The organism is Burkholderia seminalis (assembly GCF_001718535.1).
Taxonomy (GTDB): Bacteria; Pseudomonadota; Gammaproteobacteria; order Burkholderiales; family Burkholderiaceae; genus Burkholderia; species Burkholderia seminalis.
Window position 1 is genome coordinate 309,618 of the sequence record NZ_CP013398.1, and the last position, 19,891, is coordinate 329,508.

Here is a 19,891-nt window from a genome sequence, read left to right on the forward strand (position 1 = left end):
AGCGAGTAGTCCCGATTTCGCGCAAGCAACTGCGTGCGGAAGCCGCCAGGCACACCGTCTGCGAGGTCGGCGAAGCCGCCCGGCACGAAATTTGCGGAAATTTTGCGTCTACCCGCTTGGCATTGTGTGAAAGAGGTCGTATGATGGCGGTCTTTCGTTTTTAGCGCAGATGCAGATCGGCGCTAAGGGCGGAGTCTGACGAAGATGTGGCGCCGGTCTGCAACATCTCGTGCTTGCCTTAGCCGGGCAAGGGCGGGAGATCGGTGGTAAAGCGGGAGTCAGGAAGAGAGTGAAAATAATCTTCCGGATGTGCTTGACACGAGTGCGATGCACCCCCATAATCGTCAGTTCTCTACGGAGGGGTGCCCGAGTGGCTAAAGGGGGCAGACTGTAAATCTGTTGGCTTACGCCTACGTTGGTTCGAATCCAACCTCCTCCACCAAGATATCAGCGTAGCGAGCGGTAGGGAATCGTTAGTGGCCCGTGCGGGTGTAGCTCAATGGTAGAGCAGAAGCCTTCCAAGCTTACGACGAGGGTTCGATTCCCTTCACCCGCTCCAGACCGCGAAGTTGAAGCGTAAAACGCCCATGTGGCTCAGTGGTAGAGCACTCCCTTGGTAAGGGAGAGGTCGGCAGTTCGATCCTGCCCATGGGCACCAGCAGTAAAAAGTCAGTGTCTTGTTTGCGCGCGGCGCAACCTGTGAAATTCCTTTTGGGAGTTGAAAATGGCCAAGGAAAAGTTTGAGCGGACCAAGCCGCACGTGAACGTTGGTACGATTGGTCACGTTGACCACGGCAAGACGACGCTGACGGCAGCGATCACGACGGTTCTGACGAAGAAGTTCGGTGGCGAAGCGAAGGCGTACGACCAGATCGACGCGGCACCGGAAGAAAAGGCGCGCGGCATCACGATCAACACGGCACACGTCGAGTACGAAACGGCGAACCGCCACTACGCACACGTCGACTGCCCGGGCCACGCTGACTATGTGAAGAACATGATCACGGGCGCAGCGCAGATGGACGGCGCGATCCTGGTTTGCTCGGCAGCTGACGGCCCGATGCCGCAGACGCGTGAGCACATCCTGCTGGCGCGTCAGGTTGGCGTTCCGTACATCATCGTGTTCCTGAACAAGTGCGACATGGTGGACGACGCTGAACTGCTCGAGCTGGTCGAGATGGAAGTTCGCGAGCTGCTGTCGAAGTACGACTTCCCGGGCGACGACACGCCGATCGTGAAGGGTTCGGCGAAGCTGGCGCTGGAAGGCGACACGGGCGAGCTGGGCGAAGTGGCGATCATGAGCCTGGCCGACGCGCTGGACACGTACATCCCGACGCCGGAGCGTGCAGTTGACGGCGCATTCCTGATGCCGGTGGAAGATGTGTTCTCGATCTCGGGCCGTGGTACGGTGGTGACGGGTCGTGTCGAGCGCGGCATCGTGAAGGTCGGCGAGGAAATCGAAATCGTCGGTATCAAGCCGACGGTGAAGACGACCTGCACGGGCGTTGAAATGTTCCGTAAGCTGCTGGACCAAGGTCAGGCAGGCGACAACGTGGGTATCCTGCTGCGCGGCACGAAGCGTGAAGACGTGGAGCGTGGCCAGGTTCTGGCGAAGCCGGGTTCGATCACGCCGCACACGCACTTCACGGCTGAAGTGTACGTGCTGAGCAAGGACGAAGGCGGCCGTCACACGCCGTTCTTCAACAACTACCGTCCGCAGTTCTACTTCCGTACGACGGACGTGACGGGCTCGATCGAGCTGCCGAAGGACAAGGAAATGGTGATGCCGGGCGACAACGTGTCGATCACGGTGAAGCTGATCGCTCCGATCGCGATGGAAGAAGGTCTGCGCTTCGCAATCCGCGAAGGCGGCCGTACGGTCGGCGCCGGCGTCGTCGCCAAGATCATCGAGTAAGCCAGTTATTCGTTGATCGACAGTTTTGGGGCTGGCAACAGCCGGCCCCAACATGGTTTAGGGGTATAGCTCAACTGGCAGAGCGTCGGTCTCCAAAACCGAAGGTTGGGGGTTCGATTCCCTCTGCCCCTGCCAAAAATAGCCACGTGTCCTACGTGGCATTTGTTTTAAGGTGTTATGGCGAATCCATCCGTCGAAACTGTAAATACCTCCGGCGATAAGCTGATGCTGGCCCTGGGTGTATTGCTGGTGTTGGCCGGATTCGTGGGCTTCTTCTGGCTGGCCAATCAGCAGTGGTATGTCCGCGGTGCCGCGTTGGCGGTAGGGATCATCGCCGGTGTGGCCGTCGGGCTGATGTCGGCCCCTGGCAAGAGCCTCATCGCTTTTGCCAAGGATTCGTACAAGGAAGTCCGGAAGGTCGTTTGGCCCACCCGCAAGGAAGCAACGCAAACCACGCTCGTCGTGTTCGGTTTCGTGCTCGTGATGGCGATTTTCCTCTGGTTGAGTGACAAATCGATCGAATGGGTGATTTTCTCGGCGATTCTGGGTTGGAAATGATATGAGCGATACTCCGGCATCCCCGAGCGGAAAACGTTGGTACGTCGTGCACGCCTACTCCGGTATGGAGAAGAGCGTGCAACGTGCGCTTCAGGAGCGCATCGAACGTGCTGGCATGCAGGACAAATTCGGTCAGATCCTGGTCCCGACCGAAGAGGTGGTTGAAGTCAAGGGCGGTCACAAGGCGGTGACCGAGCGTCGTTTCTTCCCCGGCTACGTGCTGGTGGAAATGGAGATGACGGACGAAACGTGGCACCTCGTGAAGAACACCGCGAAGGTCACCGGCTTCGTCGGCGGTGCGCGTAACCGCCCGACCCCGATTTCCCCGAAGGAAGTCGAGAAGATCATGTCGCAGATGCAGGAAGGCGTCGAGAAGCCGCGCCCGAAGACCCTGTTCGAAGTCGGCGAGATGGTGCGTGTCAAGGAAGGCCCGTTCACGGACTTCAACGGCACCGTCGAAGAAGTCAACTACGAAAAATCGCGCGTGCGTGTGTCGGTCACCATCTTTGGTCGATCCACCCCGGTCGAACTCGAATTCGGCCAGGTCGAAAAAGTTTGATCCCGATTCGGTGGGCAGCCTCGGCTGCCCACCTTCGCGCTTACGGCCCGCGTCATGGCCGTTGAGGAGCGTCAGTAGCCAGCGGCGAACGCGCGTTATTACTCACCGAACGCCCTTTCGGCGTTCCAATGAGGTTCACAAATGGCAAAGAAGATTATCGGCTTTATCAAGCTGCAGATCCCTGCAGGTAAAGCCAACCCGTCGCCGCCGGTCGGTCCGGCACTGGGCCAGCGCGGCCTGAACATCATGGAGTTCTGCAAGGCGTTCAACGCGCAGACTCAAGGCATGGAGCCGGGTCTGCCGGTGCCGGTGGTCATCACGGCATTCGCTGACAAGAGCTTCACGTTCGTGATGAAGACGCCGCCGGCAACCGTCCTGATCAAGAAGGCGGCGAAGGTGGACAAGGGCTCGAGCAAGCCGCACACCGACAAGGTCGGTTCGATCACGCGCGCTCAAGCCGAAGAAATCGCGAAGACCAAGATGCCGGACCTTACGGCAGCTGATCTGGACGCAGCCGTTCGCACCATCGCTGGTAGCGCACGCTCGATGGGCATCACTGTGGAGGGCGTGTAAATGGCTAAGATCTCCAAGCGCCGTCAGGCATTTGCCGCCAAGGTTGATCGTCAGAAGCTGTACGCGATCGAAGACGCACTGAGCCTCGTGAAGGAATGCGCGAGCGCGAAGTTCGACGAGTCGATCGACGTCGCAGTCCAGCTCGGCATCGATGCAAAGAAGTCGGACCAGGTCGTTCGTGGTTCGGTCGTTCTGCCGGCCGGTACGGGCAAGTCGGTTCGCGTTGCCGTGTTCGCGCAAGGCGAAAAGGCCGAGCAGGCACGTGCAGCAGGCGCGGAAATCGTCGGTATGGAAGACCTGGCTGAGCAGATCAAGGCTGGCCAGATGGACTTCGACATCGTGATCGCTTCGCCGGACACGATGCGTATCGTCGGTACGCTGGGCCAGATCCTCGGCCCGCGCGGCCTGATGCCGAACCCGAAGGTCGGTACGGTCACGCCGGACGTCGCAACCGCCGTCAAGAACGCGAAGGCTGGTCAGGTGCAATTCCGTGTCGACAAGGCCGGTATCATCCACGCGACCATCGGCCGTGCATCGTTCGAACCGACCGCACTGCGTTCGAACCTGTCGGCGCTGATCGAAGCGCTGCAGAAGGCCAAGCCGGCAACGAGCAAGGGCGTGTACCTGCGCAAGATCGCACTGTCGAGCACGATGGGCGTCGGCGTGCGTGTCGACCAGGCTACGCTGGCAGCACAGTAAGCAAGTATTCGGGCCGCTTCGTTCGCGAAGCGGCCTACATGGGCTTTGGGCGGTTGCTCGTGCAGCAAGGCGAGCAACCGGTTATCAAAGACCGTTGGTGGGGCGCAGCAGTCAGGTGATCCCTTAATTCAAGCCAACGCAGATGGCGAACCCGAAAAAGTTTTGCAGTGGTGAAGCCGCAGGCCGTGAAGCGATTCGCGGCGTGAGGTGGAAATACTCCTAACGAGGTCGGACGCCGTTGTTGAACGAGGTACGTGAGGTTTCGGCCATACCGGCCGCGCCGAACGTATCGTTTCTGGAGGCTAACCGTGCCGCTTAATAGAGAAGACAAGCAAGCCGTCGTCGCTGAGGTTTCCGCGCAAGTCGCGAAGGCCCAGACCGTTGTGCTGGCTGAGTATCGTGGAATTGCGGTTGGCGATCTGACCAAGCTGCGCGCGCAAGCGCGTGAGCAGAAGGTTTACCTGCGCGTGTTGAAGAACACGCTGGCGCGTCGCGCTGTTGAAGGTACGCCGTTTGCTCCGCTGGCAGAGCAGATGACTGGTCCGTTGATCTACGGCATCTCGGAAGATGCAATTGCTGCTGCTAAGGTCGTCAACGACTTCAGCAAGGGCAATGACAAGTTGGTCATCAAGGCTGGTTCGTTCGATGGCAAGGTGATGGACAAGGCTGGCGTGCAAGCGCTGGCAAGCATCCCGAGCCGCGAAGAACTGCTCTCGAAGCTGCTGTTCGTTATGCAATCGCCTGTTTCGGGCTTCGCGCGTGCTCTGGCAGCGCTGGCCGAGAAGAAGCAAGCGGAAGCTGCATAAGCGAGCGTGCATCAGCGTTACTGATCGCTGGCTGTATCCGAATTCAATTTAGGAGTATTTCAAATGGCAATCGCAAAAGAAGACATCCTGGCAGCAGTCGAAGGGATGACCGTTCTGGAACTGAACGAACTGGTCAAGGCGTTCGAAGAGAAGTTTGGCGTGTCGGCAGCTGCAGTGGCAGTCGCTGGCCCGGCAGGCGGCGGCGCTGCTGCTGCTGCAGAAGAGAAGACCGAATTCACGGTCGTCCTGGCTGAAGCCGGCGCCAACAAGGTTTCGGTCATCAAGGCCGTTCGCGAACTGACGGGCCTGGGCCTGAAGGAAGCGAAGGACCTGGTTGACGGTGCACCGAAGCCCGTCAAGGAAGGCGTCGACAAGGCTGCTGCTGAAGAAGCCAAGAAGAAGCTGGAAGAAGCTGGCGCGAAGGTCGAAGTCAAGTAAGTTTCGACGCGCTGTGCGAAGGCTGGCGGTATTTTCACCGCCGGCCTTTTTGTGCTTTGTGGGGACGTTATTCTGGCACTCATTCGGGAGCCCGAATAATCGGCCCCAGAAGCCAAAGAAAACCGCCTGATCGTTGTGAAAGATCACGCACGATTGGCGGTTCTCTTTGTCTTCTGAAGCGACTGCAGAAGGCAAGTTTGGTCGGGTAGCGGGCAACACAGGCATCCGCTGCCGTCAGCCAGCGGTTGGTAGCGGCCAACCACCAAGCTTCTCGGCTCGTTCAAGCCGTCGAACGGCCATCGGGTCTCAGTCGGTGAACACTCGGGTTTGAAACGTCCAGGTATTCCGCCTCGATAGCACCCGCCGTGATTCGGAGATCGTATGCAATATTCCTTCACCGAGAAGAAGCGCATTCGCAAGAGTTTCGCGAAGCGCCCCATCGTTCACCAAGTTCCGTTCTTGCTGGCTACCCAGCTTGAATCATTCAGCACGTTTCTGCAAGCCGATGTGCCGGCGACGCAACGCAAGCCTGAAGGTTTGCAGGCCGCGTTCACATCGGTATTTCCCATTGTTTCGCACAACGGTTTCGCGCGCCTCGAGTTCGTGAGCTATGCGCTGTCCTCGCCGGCATTCAACATCAAGGAATGCCAGCAGCGTGGCCTGACGTACTGCTCCGCGCTGCGCGCGAAGGTCCGCCTTGTCATCCTCGACAAGGAATCGCCGAACAAGCCGGTCGTCAAGGAAGTGAAGGAGCAGGAAGTGTACATGGGCGAAATTCCGCTCATGACGCCGACGGGCTCGTTCGTCATCAATGGCACCGAGCGTGTCATCGTCTCGCAGCTGCACCGTTCGCCGGGCGTGTTCTTCGAACACGACAAGGGCAAGACGCACAGCTCGGGCAAGCTGCTGTTCTCGGCACGGATCATTCCGTACCGCGGCTCGTGGCTCGACTTCGAATTCGATCCGAAGGACATCCTGTACTTCCGCGTCGACCGTCGCCGCAAGATGCCGGTCACGATCCTGCTGAAGGCCATCGGCCTGACGCCGGAACAGATCCTCGCGAACTTCTTCGTGTTCGACAACTTCACGCTGATGGACGAAGGCGCGCAACTCGAGTTCGTGCCCGAGCGCCTGCGTGGTGAAGTCGCGCGTTTCGACATCACGGATCGTGATGGCAAGGTCATCGTCCAGAAGGACAAGCGGATCAACGCGAAGCACATTCGCGACCTCGAAGCCGCGAAGACCAAGTTCATCTCGGTGCCGGAAGACTATCTGCTCGGCCGCGTGCTGGCGAAGAACGTCGTCGACGGCGACACCGGCGAAGTGATCGCGAGCGCGAACGACGAAGTCACGGAAAGCGTGCTCGAGAAGCTGCGCGAAGCGGGCATCAAGGACATCCAGACGCTCTACACGAACGACCTGGACCAGGGCCCGTACATCTCGTCGACGCTGCGTGTCGACGAAACGACCGACAAGACGGCCGCGCGCATCGCGATCTACCGCATGATGCGTCCGGGCGAGCCGCCGACCGAAGAAGCGGTCGAGGCGCTGTTCAACCGTCTGTTCTATAGCGAGGAAGCGTACGACCTGTCGAAGGTCGGCCGCATGAAGTTCAACCGCCGCGTCGGCCGTGACGAGATCGTCGGCCCGATGACGCTGCAGGACGACGACATCCTCGCGACGATCAAGATCCTCGTCGAGCTGCGCAACGGCAAGGGCGAAGTGGACGACATCGACCACCTCGGCAACCGTCGCGTGCGTTGCGTCGGCGAACTGGCGGAAAACCAGTTCCGCGCGGGTCTCGTGCGTGTCGAGCGCGCGGTCAAGGAACGCCTCGGCCAGGCCGAAAGCGAAAACCTGATGCCGCACGACCTGATCAACTCGAAGCCGATTTCGTCGGCGATCCGCGAGTTCTTCGGTTCGTCGCAGCTGTCGCAGTTCATGGACCAGACCAACCCGCTGTCGGAAATCACGCACAAGCGCCGTGTTTCCGCACTGGGCCCGGGCGGTCTGACGCGCGAACGCGCAGGCTTCGAAGTCCGCGACGTGCACCCGACCCACTACGGCCGCGTGTGCCCGATCGAAACGCCGGAAGGTCCGAACATCGGCCTGATCAACTCGCTCGCACTGTACGCGCACCTGAACGAATACGGCTTCCTCGAGACGCCGTACCGCAAGGTCGTGGACAGCAAGGTGACCGACCAGATCGACTACCTGTCGGCGATCGAGGAAGGCCGCTACATGATCGCGCAGGCGAACGCCGCGATCGACGAGAACGGCCAGCTGATCGACGAACTCGTGTCGTCGCGTGAAGCCGGCGAAACGATGATGGTCACGCCGGACCGTATCCAGTACATGGACGTCGCGCCGTCGCAGATCGTGTCGGTGGCAGCCTCGCTGATTCCGTTCCTCGAGCACGATGACGCGAACCGTGCACTGATGGGTTCGAACATGCAGCGTCAGGCGGTGCCGTGTCTGCGTCCGGAAAAGCCGGTCGTCGGTACGGGCATCGAGCGCACCTGCGCGGTCGACTCGGGTACGACGGTTCAGGCGTTCCGCGGCGGCGTCGTCGACTATGTCGACGCGGGCCGTATCGTGATTCGCGTGAACGACGACGAAGCGGTCGCAGGTGAAGTCGGTGTCGACATCTACAACCTGATCAAGTACACGCGTTCGAACCAGAACACGAACATCAACCAGCGTCCGATCGTGAAGATGGGCGACAAGGTCTCGCGCGGCGACGTGCTGGCCGACGGCGCCTCGACGGACCTGGGCGAGCTCGCGCTCGGCCAGAACATGCTGATCGCGTTCATGCCGTGGAACGGCTACAACTTCGAGGATTCGATTCTGATCTCGGAGAAGGTGGTCGCGGACGATCGCTACACGTCGATCCACATCGAAGAGCTGAACGTCGTTGCACGCGACACGAAGCTCGGGCCGGAAGAAATCACGCGCGACATCTCGAACCTGGCGGAAGTCCAGCTCGGCCGTCTCGACGAATCGGGCATCGTGTACATCGGTGCCGAAGTCGAAGCAGGCGACGTGCTGGTCGGCAAGGTCACGCCGAAGGGCGAGACCCAGCTGACGCCGGAAGAGAAGCTGCTGCGCGCGATCTTCGGCGAGAAGGCTTCGGACGTGAAGGACACGTCGCTGCGCGTGCCGTCGGGCATGAGCGGCACCGTGATCGACGTCCAGGTGTTCACGCGTGAAGGCATCCAGCGCGACAAGCGTGCGCAACAGATCATCGACGACGAACTGAAGCGCTACCGCCTCGACCTGAACGACCAGCTGCGCATCGTGGAAGGCGACGCGTTCCAGCGTCTCGCCCGCATGCTCGTGGGCAAGGTCGCGAACGGCGGCCCGAAGAAGCTCGCGAAGGGCACGAAGATCGACCAGGCTTACCTGGAAGACCTCGACCACTACCACTGGTTCGACATCCGCCTGGCGGACGACGAGGCAGCGGCGCAGCTCGAAGCGATCAAGAACTCGATCGAGGAAAAGCGTCACCAGTTCGACCTCGCGTTCGAAGAGAAGCGCAAGAAGCTCACGCAAGGCGACGAACTGCCGCCGGGCGTGCTGAAGATGGTCAAGGTGTACCTCGCGGTGAAGCGCCGCCTGCAGCCTGGCGACAAGATGGCAGGCCGTCACGGTAACAAGGGTGTCGTGTCGAAGATCGTTCCGATCGAAGACATGCCGTACATGGCCGATGGCCGTCCGGCAGACGTCGTGCTGAACCCGCTCGGCGTGCCGTCGCGGATGAACGTGGGTCAGGTTCTCGAAGTGCACCTCGGCTGGGCCGCGAAGGGCCTCGGCTGGCGTATCGGCGAAATGCTGCAGCGTCAGGCGAAGATCGAGGAACTGCGCGTGTTCCTGACGAAGATCTACAACGAGTCGGGCCGCCAGGAAGACCTGGAAAGCTTCACCGACGACGAGATCCTCGAACTCGCGAAGAACCTGCGCGAAGGCGTGCCGTTCGCGACGCCGGTGTTCGACGGTGCGACCGAGGAAGAAATGGGCAAGATGCTCGACCTCGCGTTCCCGGACGACATCGCCGAACAGCTCGGCATGAACCCGTCGAAGAACCAGGTCCGTCTGTACGACGGCCGCACGGGTGAAATGTTCGAACGTCGCGTGACGCTCGGCTACATGCACTACCTGAAGCTGCACCACTTGGTCGACGACAAGATGCACGCGCGTTCGACCGGCCCGTACTCGCTCGTCACGCAGCAGCCGCTGGGTGGTAAGGCGCAGTTCGGTGGCCAGCGTTTCGGTGAAATGGAAGTGTGGGCACTCGAAGCGTACGGCGCGTCCTACGTGCTGCAGGAAATGCTGACGGTGAAGTCGGACGACGTGACCGGCCGGACGAAGGTGTACGAAAACCTCGTCAAGGGCGATCACGTGATCGATGCAGGCATGCCGGAATCCTTCAACGTGCTCGTGAAGGAAATCCGCTCGCTCGGTATCGATATCGATCTCGACCGCAATTAATCGGACTACGGAGAGAAAGCAATGAAAGCTCTGCTCGATCTATTCAAGCAAGTCCAACAGGAAGAAGTTTTCGACGCGATCAAGATCGGTCTGGCCTCGCCGGACAAGATCCGTTCGTGGTCGTTCGGCGAAGTGAAGAAGCCGGAGACCATCAACTACCGTACGTTCAAGCCGGAACGCGATGGTCTCTTCTGCGCGAAGATCTTCGGGCCGATCAAGGACTACGAGTGCCTGTGCGGCAAGTACAAGCGTCTGAAGCACCGCGGCGTGATCTGCGAGAAGTGCGGCGTCGAAGTGACGCTGGCGAAGGTGCGTCGCGAACGGATGGGCCACATCGAACTGGCCTCGCCGGTCGCGCACATCTGGTTCCTGAAGTCGCTGCCGTCGCGTCTGGGCATGGTGCTCGACATGACGCTGCGCGACATCGAACGCGTGCTGTACTTCGAAGCCTATGTGGTGATCGAACCGGGCATGACGCCGCTGAAGGCGCGGCAGATCATGACCGAAGAGGATTACTACAACAAGGTCGAGGAATACGGCGACGAATTCCGTGCCGAGATGGGCGCGGAAGGCGTGCGTGAACTGCTGCGCGCGATCAACATCGACGAGCAGGTCGAGACGCTGCGCACCGAGCTGAAGAACACCGGCTCGGAAGCGAAGATCAAGAAGTACGCGAAGCGCCTGAAGGTCCTCGAGGCATTCCAGCGCTCGGGCATCAAGCCCGAGTGGATGATCCTCGAAGTGCTGCCGGTGCTGCCGCCGGAACTGCGTCCGCTCGTGCCGCTGGACGGCGGCCGCTTCGCGACGTCGGACCTGAACGACCTGTATCGCCGCGTGATCAACCGTAACAACCGGTTGAAGCGTCTGCTCGAGCTGAAGGCGCCTGAAATCATCGTCCGCAACGAAAAGCGGATGCTGCAGGAAGCCGTCGACTCGCTGCTCGACAACGGCCGTCGCGGCAAGGCGATGACGGGCGCGAACAAGCGTCCGCTGAAGTCGCTCGCCGACATGATCAAGGGCAAGGGCGGTCGTTTCCGTCAGAACCTGCTGGGCAAGCGCGTCGACTACTCGGGCCGTTCGGTCATCGTGGTCGGCCCGACGCTGAAGCTGCACCAGTGCGGTCTGCCGAAGCTGATGGCGCTCGAGCTGTTCAAGCCGTTCATCTTCAACAAGCTGGAAGTGATGGGCGTCGCGACGACCATCAAGGCTGCGAAGAAGGAAGTCGAGAACCAGACGCCGGTGGTGTGGGACATCCTCGAAGAGGTGATCCGCGAGCACCCGGTGATGCTGAACCGTGCGCCGACGCTGCACCGTCTCGGTATCCAGGCGTTCGAGCCGGTGCTGATCGAAGGCAAGGCAATCCAGCTGCACCCGCTCGTTTGCGCGGCGTTCAACGCCGACTTCGACGGTGACCAGATGGCCGTTCACGTGCCGCTGTCGCTCGAAGCGCAGATGGAAGCGCGTACGCTGATGCTGGCGTCGAACAACGTGCTGTTCCCGGCCAACGGCGATCCGTCGATCGTGCCGTCGCAGGATATCGTGCTGGGTCTGTACTACGCGACCCGCGAAGCCGTCAACGCGAAGGGCGAAGGCCTGTCGTTCACGGGCGTGTCGGAAGTGATCCGCGCGTACGAGAACAAGGAAGTCGAGCTGGCCTCGCGCGTCAACGTGCGGATCACCGAAATGGTCCGCAACGAGGACACGTCGGAAGGCGCGCCGGAATTCGTGCCGAAGATCTCGCTGTACGCGACGACCGTCGGCCGCGCGATCCTGTCGGAGATCCTGCCGCACGGCCTGCCGTTCTCGGTGCTGAACAAGCCGCTGAAGAAGAAGGAAATCTCGCGCCTGATCAACACGGCGTTCCGCAAGTGCGGTCTGCGCGCGACGGTGGTGTTCGCCGACCAGCTGATGCAGTCGGGTTTCCGTCTCGCGACGCGTGCCGGCATTTCGATCTGCGTGGACGACATGCTCGTGCCGCCGCAGAAGGAAACGATCGTCGGCGACGCCGCGAAGAAGGTGAAGGAGTACGACCGCCAGTACATGTCCGGTCTCGTCACCGCGCAGGAACGCTACAACAACGTGGTCGACATCTGGTCGGCAACGTCGGAAGCGGTCGGCAAGGCGATGATGGAGCAGCTGTCGACGGAGCCGGTGACGGACCGCGACGGCAAGGAAACGCGCCAGGAGTCGTTCAACTCGATCTACATGATGGCCGACTCGGGCGCCCGGGGTTCGGCGGTTCAGATTCGTCAGCTGGCCGGTATGCGCGGCCTGATGGCGAAGCCGGACGGCTCGATTATCGAGACGCCGATTACCGCGAACTTCCGCGAAGGTCTGAACGTGTTGCAGTACTTCATCTCGACCCACGGTGCACGTAAGGGTCTGGCTGATACGGCACTGAAGACCGCGAACTCGGGTTACCTGACGCGTCGTCTCGTCGACGTCACGCAGGATCTGGTCGTGGTGGAAGACGATTGCGGCACGTCGAACGGCGTCGCGATGAAGGCGCTGGTCGAAGGCGGTGAAGTCGTCGAAGCGCTGCGCGACCGTATCCTCGGCCGCGTCGCGGTCGCGGACGTCGTGAACCCGGAAACGCAGGAAACGGTGTACGAATCGGGCACGCTGCTCGACGAAACGGCGGTCGAGGAAATCGAACGCCTCGGCATCGACGAAGTGCGCGTGCGCACGCCGCTGACCTGCGAAACGCGCTACGGCCTGTGCGCGGCCTGCTACGGCCGTGACCTCGGCCGCGGCTCGCTCGTGAACGTCGGCGAAGCAGTCGGCGTGATCGCGGCACAGTCGATCGGTGAGCCGGGCACGCAGCTGACGATGCGTACCTTCCACATCGGTGGTGCGGCATCGCGTGCGGCAGTGGCTTCGTCGGTCGAAGCGAAGAGCAACGGTATCGTGCGCTTCACGGCGACGATGCGCTACGTCACGAACGCGAAGGGCGAGCAGATCGTCATTTCCCGCTCGGGCGAAGCGATGATCACCGACGACTTCGGTCGCGAGCGCGAGCGTCACAAAGTGCCGTACGGCGCGACGCTGCTGCAGCTCGACGGCGCGACGATCAAGGCCGGCACGCAGCTCGCCACGTGGGATCCGCTGACGCGTCCGATCATCACCGAGTACGGTGGTACGGTGAAGTTCGAGAACGTCGAGGAAGGCGTGACCGTCGCGAAGCAGATCGACGACGTGACCGGCCTGTCGACGCTGGTCGTGATCGACGTGAAGCGTCGCGGTTCGCAGGCTTCGAAGAGCGTGCGTCCGCAGGTGAAGCTGCTCGACGCGAACGGCGACGAAGTGAAGATTCCGGGCACGGAGCACGCGGTGCAGATCGGCTTCCAGGTCGGCGCACTGATCACCGTGAAGGACGGCCAGCAGGTGCAGGTCGGTGAAGTGCTCGCACGTATCCCGACCGAAGCGCAGAAGACGCGTGACATTACCGGCGGTCTGCCGCGGGTGGCGGAACTGTTCGAAGCGCGTTCGCCGAAGGATGCCGGCATTCTCGCGGAAGTCACGGGTACGACGTCGTTCGGCAAGGACACGAAGGGCAAGCAGCGTCTCGTCATCACGGATCTCGAGGGCAACCAGCACGAGTTCCTGATCGCGAAGGAAAAGCAGGTTCTGGTTCACGATGCCCAGGTCGTCAACAAGGGCGAAATGATCGTGGACGGTCCGGCCGATCCGCACGACATCCTGCGTCTGCAGGGTATCGAGGCGCTGTCGCGCTACATCGTCGACGAAGTGCAGGACGTGTATCGTCTGCAGGGCGTGAAGATCAACGACAAGCACATCGAGGTGATCGTTCGCCAGATGCTGCGTCGTGTGCAGATCACCGACAACGGCGATACGCGCTTCATCCCGGGCGAACAGGTCGAGCGTTCCGACATGCTGGACGAGAACGATCGCATGATCGCCGAGGGCAAGCGCCCGGCCTCGTACGACAACGTGCTGCTCGGTATCACGAAGGCATCGCTGTCGACCGACTCGTTCATCTCCGCGGCATCGTTCCAGGAAACGACCCGCGTGCTGACCGAAGCGGCGATCATGGGCAAGCGCGACGATCTGCGCGGCCTGAAGGAAAACGTGATCGTCGGCCGTCTGATTCCGGCCGGTACGGGTCTCGCGTTCCACAAGGCACGCAAGGCGAAGGAATCGTCGGATCGCGAGCGTTTCGACCAGATCGCAGCGGAAGAGGCATTCGACTTCGGCACGCCGAGCGCGCCGGCGGAAGAGCCGCAACACCCGGCAGCCGAGTAAGTGCGGGCGGCGCAAGCCGCCTCACCTCGCTGTCACCGAAACCGTCCGGTTCCGCCGGGCGGTTTTTTTTTCATCCGTCGTTCACGTGCATGACGTGCCTGAGCCGCGCCCGCGCATGCCCGCAATCGCCGGCCGCGCGGCCGCGACAGGCCCGCGATGCACGCGAACGGACCCTGACCGAACGGCCAACAACGCTCGATTCGCCACGCGCCGCGCAAGCGGGTTGTTAAAATCGCGATCATCGTTCAGCCGTCCTTGTTCCCATTCATGTCCCGCGCCCTCGAAATCCTCGACGAAGTCTTTGGTTATTCCGCCTTTCGCGGCCAGCAGGGCGAGATCGTCGAGCACGTCGCCGGCGGCGGCGATTGTCTCGTGCTGATGCCCACGGGCGGCGGCAAGTCGTTGTGCTACCAGATCCCGGCGCTGCTGCGCCGCGACGCCGGGCAGGGCGCCGGCATCGTCGTGTCGCCGTTGATCGCGCTGATGCAGGACCAGGTCGCCGCGCTGCGCGAAGTCGGCGTGCGCGCGGCCTACCTGAATTCGACGCTGTCGGGCGCCGAGGCCGCGGCCACCGAGCGCGCGCTGCGCGAAGGCGAGATCGACCTGCTGTACGTCGCGCCGGAGCGGCTGATGACCGGGCGCTTCCTCGACCTGCTCGAACGCGCGAAGATCGGCCTGTTCGCGATCGACGAAGCGCACTGCGTGTCGCAATGGGGGCACGATTTCCGTCCGGAATACATCCAGCTGTCGGTGCTTCACGAGCGCTTCCCGTCGGTGCCGCGCATCGCGCTGACGGCCACGGCCGACGCGATCACGCGCGACGAGATCATCCATCGTCTCGCGCTCGACGACGCACGCGTGTTCGTATCGAGCTTCGATCGCCCCAACATCCGCTACCGGATCGTCGAGAAGGACAACGCGCGCGCGCAGCTGCTCGACTTCATCCGCGCGGAGCACACGAATGCCGACGGCACGACCGACGCCGGCGTCGTCTATTGCCTGTCGCGTCGCAAGGTCGAGGAAACGGCCGAATGGCTGAAGGCGCAAGGCGTGCGGGCGCTGCCCTATCACGCCGGGATGGAGTTCGAGGTGCGGCAGAAGCACCAGGAAATGTTCCAGCGCGAAGAGGGTATCGTGATGTGCGCGACGATCGCGTTCGGCATGGGCATCGACAAGCCCGACGTGCGCTTCGTCGCGCACCTGGATCTGCCGAAGAGCGTCGAAGGCTACTACCAGGAAACGGGCCGCGCGGGCCGCGACGGGATGCCCGCGAATGCATGGATGGCGTACGGCCTCGGCGACGTCGTCCAGCAGCGCAAGATGATCGACGAATCGGATGCGGACGACGCACACAAGCGCGTGCAGACGTCGAAGCTCGACGCGCTGCTCGGGCTGTGCGAGACGATTTCGTGCCGCCGCGTGCGGTTGCTGAACTACTTCGGCGAAGAGAGCCGGCCGTGCGGCAACTGCGACACCTGCCTCGAGCCGCCCGCGTCGTGGGACGCCACGCGTGAGGCGCAGATGGCGTTGTCGTGCGTGTTCCGCGCGCAGCGCGCGAGCGGTTTCAATTTCGGCTCGAGCCACCTGATCGAGATCCTGCGCGGCGGGCGCACCGAGAAGGTGTTGCAGCGCGGCCATGACCAGCTCAGCACGTTCGGGATCGGCGCGGCGCTGTCCGAACCGGAATGGCGCGCGATTTTCAGGCAGCTCGTCGCGTACGGCTACCTGGCGGTCGACCATGGCGGCTTTGGCGCGCTGATGCTGACGGAGGCCGCGAAGGCCGTGCTGAAGAACGAGGAGAAGGTCACGCTGCGCCGCTACGTGAAGCCGCAGCGCACGCGCCAGTCGTCGAGCCGCAGCGGCACGCGCGTCGACCCGACCGCCGGCATGGGCACGCGCGAGCGCGCACGGTGGGACGCGTTGCGCGCGTGGCGCGCGGAAACCGCGAAGACCGACGGCGTGCCGGCCTACGTGATCTTCCACGATGCGACGCTCGCGGAAATCGCGCGCAACGCACCGGAGTCGATCGACGACCTGCGCCACATCCCCGGCATGGGCGTACGCAAGCTCGAACGCTTCGGCGACGAGATCATCGACGTGGTCGAATCGGCCTGACACAGGTGTTCGGACCCTTCCTGTAAACCACGCGGTCGACCGGCAAATCACGCAACCCGTTGACTTAGTTGGTATTTCCGGACTATTATGCTGGGTTCCGGTATTCGGTGGGCTGTGTCGCGTTCGAAAGCGCGCGCCCGATTCGCCGGTGCGGAAGTCAACTGTGCGCCGATTCTCGCTTTGCCCGAAATCGATGCGCAGATTTTGTTCAATTTCAGGAATAAACAATGCCAACCATCAACCAACTGGTTCGCAAAGGCCGTCAGTCGGAAACGACGAAGAGCAAGAGCCCGGCCCTGCAGGACTGCCCCCAGCGTCGCGGCGTGTGCACCCGTGTGTACACGACGACGCCGAAGAAGCCGAACTCGGCACTCCGTAAGGTCGCCAAGGTTCGTCTGACGAACGGCTTCGAAGTGATTTCGTACATCGGCGGTGAAGGCCACAACCTGCAGGAACACTCGGTTGTGCTGATCCGCGGCGGCCGTGTGAAGGACTTGCCGGGTGTGCGTTACCACATGGTTCGCGGCTCGCTGGATACCCAGGGCGTCAAGGACCGTAAGCAAGCGCGCTCGAAGTACGGCGCGAAGCGTGCAAAGGCTGCCAAGTAAGCAGTTTTTGATCAGGGATCGCCGCAGGGCGGTCAAGGCGGGAGTGCCGGATTGCCGGTGCTGTCGAGTAAGTGGTCACCCGGCCAAGCTGGTTAGTCGTGAAGATGTGATCGGGTTTGTTGGTGGCCGCGGAGCTGGAACCAGCTCCAACTGAACAAGTAAAGGAAGAATCATGCCGCGTCGTCGCGAAGTCCCCAAGCGGGAAGTGTTGCCGGATCCGAAGTTCGGCAACGTTGATGTTGCCAAGTTCATGAACATGCTGATGCTGTCCGGCAAGAAGTCGGTCGCAGAGCGCATCGTTTATGGCGCATTCGAACAAATCCAGACCAAGGGTGGCAAGGACCCGCTGGAAGTGTTCACGGTTGCGCTCAACAACGTGAAGCCGGTGGTCGAAGTGAAGAGCCGTCGCGTTGGTGGTGCCAACTATCAAGTTCCGGTCGAAGTGCGCCCGTCGCGTCGTATGGCATTGGCGATGCGCTGGCTGCGTGAGGCTGCGAAGAAGCGCAGCGAGAAGTCGATGGCCCTGCGCCTGGCAGGTGAACTCTCCGAAGCGGCCGAAGGCCGTGGCGGCGCGATGAAGAAGCGCGACGAAGTTCACCGCATGGCAGAAGCCAACCGCGCGTTCTCGCATTTCCGTTTCTAAGCGCCTGGCTGGGCTGTTAGCGGAAATAAATTCCGGGCGGGTGCGCTTTTCAGGCGCCTCGCCCGTTTGTGTTGAAGCATGATGCAGCCGGGCTGCATCGTGTTATCCCAGTAGAGGATCAAAGTGGCTCGCAAGACTCCTATCGAGCGCTACCGCAATATCGGTATTAGCGCTCACATCGACGCCGGCAAAACGACGACGACCGAGCGCATTCTGTTTTACACCGGTGTGAACCACAAGATCGGTGAAGTCCACGACGGCGCAGCCACGATGGACTGGATGGAGCAGGAACAGGAACGTGGCATCACGATCACGTCCGCTGCTACCACGGCCTTCTGGAAGGGCATGGGCGGCAACTATCCGGAACACCGCATCAACATCATCGACACCCCGGGCCACGTCGACTTCACGATCGAAGTCGAGCGCTCGATGCGCGTGCTCGACGGCGCGTGCATGGTGTACTGCGCAGTGGGCGGCGTGCAGCCGCAGTCGGAAACGGTGTGGCGCCAGGCGAACAAGTACAAGGTGCCGCGTCTCGCGTTCGTCAACAAGATGGACCGTACCGGCGCGAACTTCTTCAAGGTCTACGACCAGCTCCGTCTGCGCCTGAAGGCGAACCCGGTTCCGGTCGTGGTGCCGATCGGCGCGGAAGAAAACTTCAAGGGCGTCGTCGACCTGATCAAGATGAAGGCGATCATTTGGGACGAAGCGTCGCAAGGCACGAAGTTCGACTACGTCGACATCCCGGCCGAGCTCGCGGAGACCTGCAAGGAATGGCGCGAGAAGATGGTCGAAGTGGCTGCCGAAGCCAGCGAAGACCTGATGAACAAGTACCTGGAAGAAGGCGATCTGCCGGAAGCCGACATCGTCAAGGCGCTGCGCGACCGTACGATCGCGTGCGAAATCCAGCCGATGCTGTGCGGTACCGCGTTCAAGAACAAGGGCGTGCAGCGTATGCTCGACGCCGTGATCGACTTCCTGCCCTCGCCGGTCGACATCCCGCCGGTCAAGGGCGAGCTCGAAAACGGTGAAGAAGCGGAGCGCAAGGCGTCGGACGAAGAGAAGTTCTCGTCGCTCGCGTTCAAGATCATGACCGACCCGTTCGTCGGCCAGCTGATCTTCTTCCGTGTGTACTCGGGCGTCGTCAACTCGGGCGACACGCTGCTGAACTCGACCAAGGGCAAGAAGGAACGCCTCGGCCGTATTCTGCAGATGCACGCGAACCAGCGTGAGGAAATCAAGGAAGTTCGCGCAGGCGACATCGCTGCTGCGGTCGGCCTGAAGGAAGCCACCACGGGCGACACGCTGTGCGACCCGGCGAACCCGATCGTTCTCGAGCGCATGGTGTTCCCGGAGCCGGTGATCTCGCAGGCTGTCGAGCCGAAGACCAAGGCTGACCAGGAAAAGATGGGCCTCGCACTGAACCGTCTGGCTCAGGAAGACCCGTCGTTCCGCGTGCAGACCGACGAAGAATCGGGCCAGACCATCATTTCGGGCATGGGCGAGCTCCACCTCGAAATTCTGGTCGACCGGATGAAGCGTGAATTCGGCGTGGAAGCAACCGTCGGCAAGCCGCAGGTTGCGTACCGCGAGACGATCCGCTCGACGGCGAAGGATGTCGACGGCAAGTTCGTCAAGCAATCGGGTGGTCGCGGCCAGTACGGTCACGCGGTCATCACGCTCGAGCCGAACGAACAAGGCAAGGGCTACGAGTTCTTCGACGAGATCAAGGGTGGTGTGATTCCGCGTGAATACATCCCGGCGGTCGACAAGGGTATCCAGGACACGCTGAAGTCGGGCGTGCTGGCTGGCTTCCCGGTCGTCGACGTGAAGGTTCACCTGACGTTCGGTTCGTACCACGACGTTGACTCGAACGAAAACGCGTTCCGCATGGCCGGTTCGATGGCGTTCAAGGAAGCGATGCGCAAGGCGAACCCGGTCGTCCTCGAGCCGATGATGGCCGTCGAAGTCGAGACGCCGGAAGACTACATGGGCAACGTGATGGGCGACCTGTCGGGCCGTCGCGGTATCGTCCAGGGCATGGAAGACATGGTCGGCGGCGGCAAGATCGTTCGCGCCGAAGTGCCGCTGTCGGAAATGTTCGGTTACTCGACGTCGCTGCGCTCGCTGACGCAAGGTCGCGCAACGTACACGATGGAGTTCAAGCACTACGCTGAAGCTCCGCGCAACGTTGCCGAAGCGATCATCAGCGCGAAGTCGAAGTAA

13 protein-coding genes and 4 tRNA genes are annotated in these 19,891 nt (G+C 61.7%); all 17 read left to right on the forward strand.

The genetic code is table 11. From position 1 onward, the window contains the following. The first annotated feature begins 356 nt into the window (after positions 1-356). Positions 357-442, forward strand: a tRNA-Tyr gene (locus WJ12_RS01330). Positions 443-485: 43 nt separating this feature from the next. After that, positions 486-559: transfer RNA gene (locus WJ12_RS01335), tRNA-Gly, on the forward strand. Positions 560-583: 24 nt separating this feature from the next. Further along, positions 584-658: transfer RNA gene (locus WJ12_RS01340), tRNA-Thr, on the forward strand. Positions 659-724: 66 nt separating this feature from the next. Further along, positions 725-1,915 carry an elongation factor Tu gene (tuf, locus tag WJ12_RS01345; RefSeq protein ID WP_006482910.1) on the forward strand — a complete coding sequence of 397 codons (1,191 nt, stop codon included), beginning with the start codon at positions 725-727 and terminating at the stop codon, positions 1,913-1,915. A gap of 59 nt (positions 1,916-1,974) precedes the next feature. Further along, positions 1,975-2,050 (forward strand) — tRNA-Trp (locus WJ12_RS01350). Between the two features lie 42 nt (positions 2,051-2,092). Further along, a complete protein-coding gene (gene secE, locus WJ12_RS01355) occupies positions 2,093-2,473 on the forward strand; it encodes a preprotein translocase subunit SecE (RefSeq protein WP_006482892.1) in 381 nt (126 codons plus the stop codon). Between the two features lies 1 nt (position 2,474). Further along, the gene (nusG, locus tag WJ12_RS01360) at positions 2,475-3,032 is read left to right on the forward strand and encodes a transcription termination/antitermination protein NusG (protein WP_006400672.1); all 558 of its coding nucleotides are present in this window, start codon (positions 2,475-2,477) and stop codon (positions 3,030-3,032) included. A gap of 141 nt (positions 3,033-3,173) precedes the next feature. Next, the gene (rplK, locus tag WJ12_RS01365) at positions 3,174-3,605 is read left to right on the forward strand and encodes a 50S ribosomal protein L11 (protein WP_006477201.1); all 432 of its coding nucleotides are present in this window, start codon (positions 3,174-3,176) and stop codon (positions 3,603-3,605) included. Beyond that, positions 3,606-4,304, forward strand: coding sequence for a 50S ribosomal protein L1 (gene rplA / locus WJ12_RS01370; RefSeq protein WP_006482906.1), 699 nt, complete (start codon positions 3,606-3,608; stop codon positions 4,302-4,304). A 308-nt stretch (positions 4,305-4,612) separates the two neighbouring features. Then, on the forward strand, positions 4,613-5,110 hold the full coding sequence (gene rplJ, locus WJ12_RS01375; protein ID WP_034191212.1) for a 50S ribosomal protein L10: 498 nt from the start codon (positions 4,613-4,615) through the stop codon (positions 5,108-5,110). A 63-nt stretch (positions 5,111-5,173) separates the two neighbouring features. Beyond that, complete coding sequence (rplL, locus tag WJ12_RS01380; RefSeq protein ID WP_006477198.1) at positions 5,174-5,548, forward strand: 50S ribosomal protein L7/L12; 375 nt, start codon at positions 5,174-5,176, stop codon at positions 5,546-5,548. A gap of 381 nt (positions 5,549-5,929) precedes the next feature. Then, positions 5,930-10,036 (forward strand): DNA-directed RNA polymerase subunit beta, encoded by a 4,107-nt coding sequence (gene rpoB / locus WJ12_RS01385; RefSeq protein ID WP_034191213.1) that lies wholly within the window; start codon positions 5,930-5,932, stop codon positions 10,034-10,036. Positions 10,037-10,057: 21 nt separating this feature from the next. After that, positions 10,058-14,299 carry a DNA-directed RNA polymerase subunit beta' gene (gene rpoC / locus WJ12_RS01390; RefSeq protein WP_034191214.1) on the forward strand — a complete coding sequence of 1,414 codons (4,242 nt, stop codon included), beginning with the start codon at positions 10,058-10,060 and terminating at the stop codon, positions 14,297-14,299. Between the two features lie 267 nt (positions 14,300-14,566). After that, positions 14,567-16,414 (forward strand): DNA helicase RecQ, encoded by a 1,848-nt coding sequence (recQ, locus tag WJ12_RS01395; RefSeq protein WP_059557063.1) that lies wholly within the window; start codon positions 14,567-14,569, stop codon positions 16,412-16,414. Between the two features lie 227 nt (positions 16,415-16,641). Further along, complete coding sequence (gene rpsL, locus WJ12_RS01400; RefSeq protein ID WP_006400662.1) at positions 16,642-17,022, forward strand: 30S ribosomal protein S12; 381 nt, start codon at positions 16,642-16,644, stop codon at positions 17,020-17,022. 172 nt (positions 17,023-17,194) lie between these two features. Beyond that, the gene (gene rpsG / locus WJ12_RS01405) at positions 17,195-17,665 is read left to right on the forward strand and encodes a 30S ribosomal protein S7 (protein ID WP_006477195.1); all 471 of its coding nucleotides are present in this window, start codon (positions 17,195-17,197) and stop codon (positions 17,663-17,665) included. Positions 17,666-17,788: 123 nt separating this feature from the next. Further along, positions 17,789-19,891 (forward strand): elongation factor G, encoded by a 2,103-nt coding sequence (gene fusA, locus WJ12_RS01410; protein WP_006482929.1) that lies wholly within the window; start codon positions 17,789-17,791, stop codon positions 19,889-19,891.

Coding starts and splice junctions, on each gene's coding strand:
- tuf (WP_006482910.1), top strand. CDS start 725: ATGGCCAAGGAAAAGTTTGAGCGGACCAAGCCGCACGTGAACGTTGGT.
- secE (WP_006482892.1), top strand. CDS start 2,093: ATGGCGAATCCATCCGTCGAAACTGTAAATACCTCCGGCGATAAGCTG.
- nusG (WP_006400672.1), top strand. CDS start 2,475: ATGAGCGATACTCCGGCATCCCCGAGCGGAAAACGTTGGTACGTCGTG.
- rplK (WP_006477201.1), top strand. CDS start 3,174: ATGGCAAAGAAGATTATCGGCTTTATCAAGCTGCAGATCCCTGCAGGT.
- rplA (WP_006482906.1), top strand. CDS start 3,606: ATGGCTAAGATCTCCAAGCGCCGTCAGGCATTTGCCGCCAAGGTTGAT.
- rplL (WP_006477198.1), top strand. CDS start 5,174: ATGGCAATCGCAAAAGAAGACATCCTGGCAGCAGTCGAAGGGATGACC.
- rpoB (WP_034191213.1), top strand. CDS start 5,930: ATGCAATATTCCTTCACCGAGAAGAAGCGCATTCGCAAGAGTTTCGCG.
- rpoC (WP_034191214.1), top strand. CDS start 10,058: ATGAAAGCTCTGCTCGATCTATTCAAGCAAGTCCAACAGGAAGAAGTT.
- recQ (WP_059557063.1), top strand. CDS start 14,567: ATGTCCCGCGCCCTCGAAATCCTCGACGAAGTCTTTGGTTATTCCGCC.
- rpsL (WP_006400662.1), top strand. CDS start 16,642: ATGCCAACCATCAACCAACTGGTTCGCAAAGGCCGTCAGTCGGAAACG.
- rpsG (WP_006477195.1), top strand. CDS start 17,195: ATGCCGCGTCGTCGCGAAGTCCCCAAGCGGGAAGTGTTGCCGGATCCG.